Origin of the sequence: Bacillus sp. SJS, from assembly GCF_000732485.2 — a bacterium.
GTDB classification, from domain to species: Bacteria; Bacillota; Bacilli; order Bacillales; family Bacillaceae; genus Metabacillus_B; species Metabacillus_B sediminis.
This window is the reverse complement of the sequence record NZ_JAQV02000033.1, coordinates 1-5396: the sequence shown is the minus strand read 5'-3', so window position 1 is coordinate 5396 and position 5396 is coordinate 1. Positions and strand designations below refer to the sequence as shown.

At 42.5% G+C, this 5396-nt stretch carries 11 protein-coding genes; 8 read left to right on the top strand and 3 right to left on the bottom strand.

Translation table 11 applies throughout. From position 1 onward, the window contains the following. Both AS29_RS20675 and AS29_RS20670 read left to right on the top strand, forming a co-directional pair. Positions 1-461, top strand: a 461-nt coding sequence (locus AS29_RS20675) for a hypothetical protein (protein ID WP_231890002.1), incomplete at its 5' end; no start/stop codon positions are given. Positions 462-501: 40 nt separating this feature from the next. Beyond that, positions 502-771 carry a DUF6123 family protein gene (locus tag AS29_RS20670; protein WP_035413563.1) on the top strand — a complete coding sequence of 90 codons (270 nt, stop codon included), beginning with the start codon at positions 502-504 and terminating at the stop codon, positions 769-771. A 65-nt stretch (positions 772-836) separates the two neighbouring features. Here the strand turns inward: AS29_RS20670 and AS29_RS20665 are convergent, their stop codons facing one another. Then, positions 837-1226 carry a reverse transcriptase-like protein gene (locus AS29_RS20665; RefSeq protein WP_035413570.1) on the bottom strand — a complete coding sequence of 130 codons (390 nt, stop codon included), beginning with the start codon at positions 1224-1226 and terminating at the stop codon, positions 837-839. Between the two features lie 156 nt (positions 1227-1382). Between AS29_RS20665 and AS29_RS20660 the strand changes: the two genes are divergently transcribed. Then, positions 1383-2039, top strand: a complete 657-nt coding sequence (locus AS29_RS20660) for a reverse transcriptase-like protein (protein ID WP_035413561.1) — start codon at positions 1383-1385, stop codon at positions 2037-2039. Positions 2040-2054: 15 nt separating this feature from the next. Next, positions 2055-2231 (top strand): zinc-finger domain-containing protein, encoded by a 177-nt coding sequence (locus AS29_RS20655; RefSeq protein WP_066099115.1) that lies wholly within the window; start codon positions 2055-2057, stop codon positions 2229-2231. A 162-nt stretch (positions 2232-2393) separates the two neighbouring features. Here AS29_RS20655 and AS29_RS20650 read toward each other — a convergent pair whose 3' ends face one another. Then, positions 2394-2660 carry a DUF2564 family protein gene (locus AS29_RS20650; protein WP_035413559.1) on the bottom strand — a complete coding sequence of 89 codons (267 nt, stop codon included), beginning with the start codon at positions 2658-2660 and terminating at the stop codon, positions 2394-2396. A 191-nt stretch (positions 2661-2851) separates the two neighbouring features. Between AS29_RS20650 and AS29_RS21500 the strand changes: the two genes are divergently transcribed. Then, complete coding sequence (locus AS29_RS21500) at positions 2852-3028, top strand: hypothetical protein (protein WP_156506007.1); 177 nt, start codon at positions 2852-2854, stop codon at positions 3026-3028. Positions 3029-3089: 61 nt separating this feature from the next. Here the strand turns inward: AS29_RS21500 and cspD are convergent, their stop codons facing one another. Then, positions 3090-3290 carry a cold-shock protein CspD gene (gene cspD, locus AS29_RS20645; RefSeq protein ID WP_035413557.1) on the bottom strand — a complete coding sequence of 67 codons (201 nt, stop codon included), beginning with the start codon at positions 3288-3290 and terminating at the stop codon, positions 3090-3092. A gap of 319 nt (positions 3291-3609) precedes the next feature. On the opposite strand from cspD, the gene AS29_RS21495 reads away from it, so the two are divergent. From AS29_RS21495 to AS29_RS20635, 3 genes are all read left to right on the top strand, one after another. Continuing rightward, complete coding sequence (locus AS29_RS21495) at positions 3610-3762, top strand: hypothetical protein (protein ID WP_156506006.1); 153 nt, start codon at positions 3610-3612, stop codon at positions 3760-3762. Between the two features lie 75 nt (positions 3763-3837). Further along, positions 3838-4539, top strand: coding sequence for a class I SAM-dependent methyltransferase (locus AS29_RS20640; protein WP_035413568.1), 702 nt, complete (start codon positions 3838-3840; stop codon positions 4537-4539). Then, complete coding sequence (locus AS29_RS20635; RefSeq protein ID WP_035413556.1) at positions 4539-5234, top strand: AIM24 family protein; 696 nt, start codon at positions 4539-4541, stop codon at positions 5232-5234. The genes AS29_RS20640 and AS29_RS20635 overlap by 1 nt, the downstream gene beginning before the upstream one ends. Positions 5235-5396 lie beyond the last annotated feature (162 nt).

Genomic DNA, 5396 nt, shown 5'->3' with positions numbered 1-5396 from the left:
GGCAAGAATGCCAGGCATTGCAGGGAAAAGGACTAATGCCAGGCAAGAATGCCAGGCATTACAGGGAAAGAGGGATGTTGCCAGGCAAGAATGCCAGGCATTACAGGGAAAAGGGCCGATGCCAGGCAAGAATGCCAGGCATTACAGGGAAAAGGACTAATGCCAGGCAAGAATGCCAGGCATTACAGGGAAAGAGGTATGTTGCCAGGCAAGAATGCCAGGCATTGAAGGGAAAGGGAGAGGTTGCCAGGCAAGAATGCCAGGCATTGCAGGGAAAAGGACTAATGCCAGGCAAGAATGCCAGGCATTACAGGGAAAGGGGCCGATGCCAGGCAAGAATGCCAGGCATCACAAACAAACCATATAATCCCCGTTCTTCAGCAATTAACAGAAACCCCAACCCCAAACAAATGTTCACAATTTTTATCTGGAATTTTGGAGAAAATTGGCGTAAAATTTGAGAAGGTTACTATTTGCTTTGTAAGGGCGGGATGTCAGGGTATGACTTGCGATCTAGCAGAGTATCTCGATCGTTTATATGCGAAAGGCTTTAAATTTGGGGATGAGACCATCCGGTTTATTTATTTTGGAAAAAGCTATACCGGTGCGGTTGATAGTCAGGTTATTTCCGCTATAGAGCTGACGCTTAAAATTCAGAAGTCGTTTGAAGGATCTTTTTTTATGTCACTTCTTGAGATCTTTGTAGAGGGAGAAGTAATGACGAAAGCGATGGCCCTGGAAAAGGTGCGTTCGCTTCGGCTGCTTGTATAAAGCAGAAAAGCCTGCTTTTTATAAAGCAGGATAAAGAGGATATGTATTCAGTCAGCTAACGCTGGCTATTTTTCATTTTTTCGGATGCCTTCCTTTGCTATCCGGTCGGCAGGGTTGACTTTAGAAGGGATCCATTTAATAAAAAATAAATCGAGTTGATCAATCAGGCTTTCTGCTTCTGCTAATAATGGGGCAAACAGCTTGTTTTTAGCATATCGATTCTCGGCGGCCCGTTCGACCAGCTGGGAGTCGGTTCGGAATGAGACAGTTTTGTACTTCTTTTCCACGCATAGCTTCAATCCAAGGATCAAGGCGTGGAATTCTGCTTCATGATTGGACATCGTACCGAGCGGGTAGGAGAAGGACTCAGCAGCGCCATTTCCTTTGATAACAATTCCAGCACCGGAAGGGCCTGGATCGCCGGCACTGGCTCCATCAATATACACTTCAATCATCGGAGTCATCCTTTCAAGGAAGAAATGCTTCTGCATACATTTCTCATACAAAGCATGTTAAAATGTAAAAATGCGGCATGCAAAACACTTTCATAGTGTAGCATAAGAATAGTAAATACGTTATAAAATTTTTAAGCTGTATGCAGGAGGCGCAGGATGAGAGTCAGGATTAATTGGACGTATCAATCCCCTAAAAAGCAAACCGCATTGTTTCAATCAGATGAATTGGATGCCGATTTAGCGCTTTTGCTTTCTGACGATTTGGAACGGACGGGAAGAACTAAAACCATTGAGTTTGAGGATAGCCGGGGAGTAACCTGGACAAAGAAGGAAATGCTTAAATTAATGGAAGAGCTTGAAGAGGAACCTTCTTCTGTCATCGTTTATTTTGATGGAAGTTTTGATAAAGATACAGGAAAAAGCGGTGCCGGAGCTGCGATTTATTATAAAATCGGCAAAGAAAACTACAGGGTTCGAATTAACAGAACTCTTGATGAACTAACCTCGAATAATGAGGCAGAATTTGCGGCATTGCTTCTCGGAGCCAATTATCTTGAGGAGCTCTCGGTCACGGGACAGAATGTGCAATTTAAGGGCGATTCACTGGTCGTCATCAATCAGCTGTCAGGAGAATGGCCCTGCTATGAGGAGCAGCATCAAGTCTGGATTAATCGAATTGAGGAAGTGTTGTCTAAGCTGAAGGTGACGGGTGACTATGAATCCGTCCCAAGAAAAGAGAACAAGGAAGCTGACCAGCTGTCCAAACAGGCGATTCAAGGTATGGATGTTACCAGCCAGATTAAATTGGATTAATTGGAGTGGGCTAGAATGAATAGAAAACAAAAATTGGATGAAATAGGGGAGCTTTTAGATACGTATTGCGTGGATTGCCTGCTGAAGCAGCATTTCCGCAAAGAATATGGGAAAACCTTCGCCCATTCTTTTTGCATCAGTCAATGCACGGTTGGTTTAAAGCTAAAGGAGCTGGGTGAAAAGCTTTCTTAGTATGAGGCTCTGATAAAGGCGCAGTTTAACCTTGGCGCTTGATGAAAAATGCTTTCTCCTGAAAAATGTGGAGGAGGCTTCAGAGGAACATTTAACGTTGAATCAAAAAAGGTCTGACAGAGATACGCTGTCAGACCTTTTTTGTTAGACTCGATCGAATCGTTATTTTTTAGCTTCGTTTAGCTGGTGCTGGCACTGATCCAGCAGCTTTTTTTGGTTTTCAAGAAAAACCTGGTCAACTCCGGTCAATTTAACCTGTTCAAGGTGGGATCTCGCATCCTCAATAGATTTCTGCGCCTGGCTCAAGCTTTCAGGATCCATACTCATCGTGCTTGAGCCGGTCATTTTTTGTGAAGCCTCAACGGCAAGCTCAAGCTGGGCAAGGTCGTTTAATCCGCTTACCGGTTTCTCATTGCTAAATTGCTCCATATTGTAAGCACCTCCAGCCAATAGGATGAGGCTTAGTTGAAAAAATTATTCAAAATCGTGACATAATGAGTGCAAAAGGTAAAGAATCCTGTTATATTCGTTATAACGGATAAAAATAGTTCATAAGAACGAGTTTTTGTAAAAAGAAGGAACGTACTGGATCCGAACTTAGAAGGGAGCTTAAAGGGAGAGTGAAAAATAAACACCTTGAAGAGCATATCAGGCAGGCATTCATCGAGATATATCAGGATCTGGACAAGCTGGTTTACATTGCGAACAATGCCAATGTATTCAATCATCTGGAAATAACACGTGTAGAGAAGAAAATTAAACAAAATGTAAAAGCAATTGAATATTTGATGAAATAAAAAGAGACCGGATTAGTTCCGGTCTCTTAAAATCTATTGGTCGTTCATGATCCGGATTGAATTACAGTTTTGTAACGTTTGAAGCTTGAGGTCCGCGATTTCCTTCAACAATTTCGAAAGAAACTTCTTGACCTTCCTCTAGTGATTTAAAGCCATCTCCTTGAATAGCAGTGAAGTGAACGAATACATCTTCTCCGCCTTCAACTTCAATGAAACCGAATCCTTTTTCGTTGTTAAACCATTTTACTTTACCATTTTGCATATTACATAATCCTCCTAATTTCTGTAGCGCAATGAGAGCGCTATAAAAAGTATTCACCATTATGCCAAACGCATGAAGTATCCATTTCTAAGCTTAATTCTCACACTTAGCCTAATGATGTTTTTAATATACAAAAAAATTATGGAGCCGTCAAGAAGGGTGGAAACATTTATACAAAACTTTCTGAAAGTTTTGTGAGTATATTGGATCATGCCTGGCATCTCTTTTCTCATGCTTTGTAAATCGGATAGTTCTGCCCGAATGAATTGCAGGTGATCGCTCATACTACTAACAAAGCGGCAGAAAGGACGAGATAAAAATGAATAAAGAAAACAAAGAAGAATCCTATATAGCGAACGAGAGGATTGAGGATGCACTGAAAAATGATTCTAAAGTCCGTACTCATGGAATGTATAATGTCGAAGCGGCGCCTATGGTTATTAGCGAAGAGCCGGAGAAAAAGCAGCAGTAAATGCTGCTTTTTCTTATGCGGCAGAGGGAAAAGGACAAGCGCTGGAGAAAGGATAGGAGAGAGGATGATCAGCTAATGGAAAATGTAAACGAATTTAACTGGAGCAAGGAAGCAGAAAAACTTTGGAACTCCAATTCCGGTAATTGGCATTCCAGAAGCCGGGGCATGTGGGAGAAAGGAAGCAGAAAAGAGATTATTCCCTTCTTCTCAAAACATGTTGATCTTGCAAGACTGATTCTTGATATTGGATGCGGAGATGGATATGGGACATTAAAGCTTGCACAGCTGGGCTATAAGGTGAAGGGGATCGACTTTTCGCCAGAGATGATTTCCATTGCGAAAAGGGAGGCGATTCATAACAATCTTGAGTTTGAGCAAGGAAACGTGATGAACTTGCCGCTCGAAAATGACCATGCAGACGCGCTCCTCGTCATTAACTGTCTTGAGTGGGTACAGGAACCGAAAACTGCACTCTTGGAGCTGGTGCGGGTCCTCAAACCAGGGGGACTTGCGTGCATAGCAGTTTTAGGACCGACCGCAGGGCCTAGAAGCAATAGCTATTCTCGGCTGAATGGGGAGCCGGCCATATGCAATACAATGATGCCGTGGGAATTTACAAGGCTTGCGGAAGAGAATAATTTGAAACTTATCGATCAGCATTCCGTATATAAGGATGGAGTTAGTCAGGAGTTGGCCGCGCCGCTGAGTTTAGAATTAAAGCAAGCCCTTTCCTTCTTAACTCTTTTCATGTTTATAAATGAAAAGGAGATGAAGTAATGGAAGACCGTTATTCAATTGCCGAATTTATTTCCGCCTCGAAGCAATCGGAGAGAAAACAAGGTTTTTTTGAATTGGAAACTCCAAGGATGCTTGAAGTGAATCTTGACGGACTTGTGTGGTCCAAAGCGGGATCTATGATCGCATATAAGGGACAGATCAAATTTGAAAGAGAAGGCATGTTGGAGCACGGTATGGGGAAATTTTTAAAAAAAGCTTTTACCGGTGAGGGTTCTTCGCTGATGAAGGCAAACGGTACCGGTCAGCTGTATTTAGCGGATCAGGGGAAAAAGATTACCATTCTTTCATTAAACAATGAATCAATAACCGTTAATGGCAATGACCTTCTGGCATTTGATCCTGCGATCAATTGGGATATAAAGCTGATGCGCAAGGTTGCCGGCATGCTTTCGGGAGGACTTTTTAATATACATTTAAGCGGGACAGGGCTCATAGCCATTACCTCTCACTATGAACCTCTCACTCTTTTTGCAGAGCGGGGAAAGCCGGTCTTTACGGATCCGAATGCAACTGTCGCTTGGTCCGGCGGTCTCCAGCCTGAATTTGTTACGGACGTCTCCTTAAAAACCTTTCTAGGCAGGGGAAGCGGTGAATCGATTCAAATGAAATTTGATGGAGATGGATTTATTGTCGTACAGCCTTTTGAAGAGATCTATTTGAGTCAGCAAAGCTGATGAAAAAGAAAGAGGCTGGGACAAATCTCAGTAAATAAGAGAGACCGTCGCAATTAAGTTTGCGACGGCCTCTCTTTTTATGTTTAGTGTTCATTTTTTAATGAAGAATATAAGGACACCTTCTGATAAAATTAAAGTTACCACACAATAACCATCGGAGGT

Excerpts from the sequence above, each read along its gene's own strand:
- AS29_RS20635 (WP_035413556.1), top strand. The coding sequence starts at position 4,539 with ATGGAAGACCGTTATTCAATTGCCGAATTTATTTCCGCCTCGAAGCAA.
- AS29_RS20655 (WP_066099115.1), top strand. The coding sequence starts at position 2,055 with ATGAATAGAAAACAAAAATTGGATGAAATAGGGGAGCTTTTAGATACG.
- AS29_RS21495 (WP_156506006.1), top strand. The coding sequence starts at position 3,610 with ATGAATAAAGAAAACAAAGAAGAATCCTATATAGCGAACGAGAGGATT.
- AS29_RS20665 (WP_035413570.1), bottom strand. The coding sequence starts at position 1,226 with ATGATTGAAGTGTATATTGATGGAGCCAGTGCCGGCGATCCAGGCCCT.
- AS29_RS20670 (WP_035413563.1), top strand. The coding sequence starts at position 502 with ATGACTTGCGATCTAGCAGAGTATCTCGATCGTTTATATGCGAAAGGC.
- AS29_RS20640 (WP_035413568.1), top strand. The coding sequence starts at position 3,838 with ATGGAAAATGTAAACGAATTTAACTGGAGCAAGGAAGCAGAAAAACTT.
- AS29_RS20650 (WP_035413559.1), bottom strand. The coding sequence starts at position 2,660 with ATGGAGCAATTTAGCAATGAGAAACCGGTAAGCGGATTAAACGACCTT.
- cspD (WP_035413557.1), bottom strand. The coding sequence starts at position 3,290 with ATGCAAAATGGTAAAGTAAAATGGTTTAACAACGAAAAAGGATTCGGT.
- AS29_RS20660 (WP_035413561.1), top strand. The coding sequence starts at position 1,383 with ATGAGAGTCAGGATTAATTGGACGTATCAATCCCCTAAAAAGCAAACC.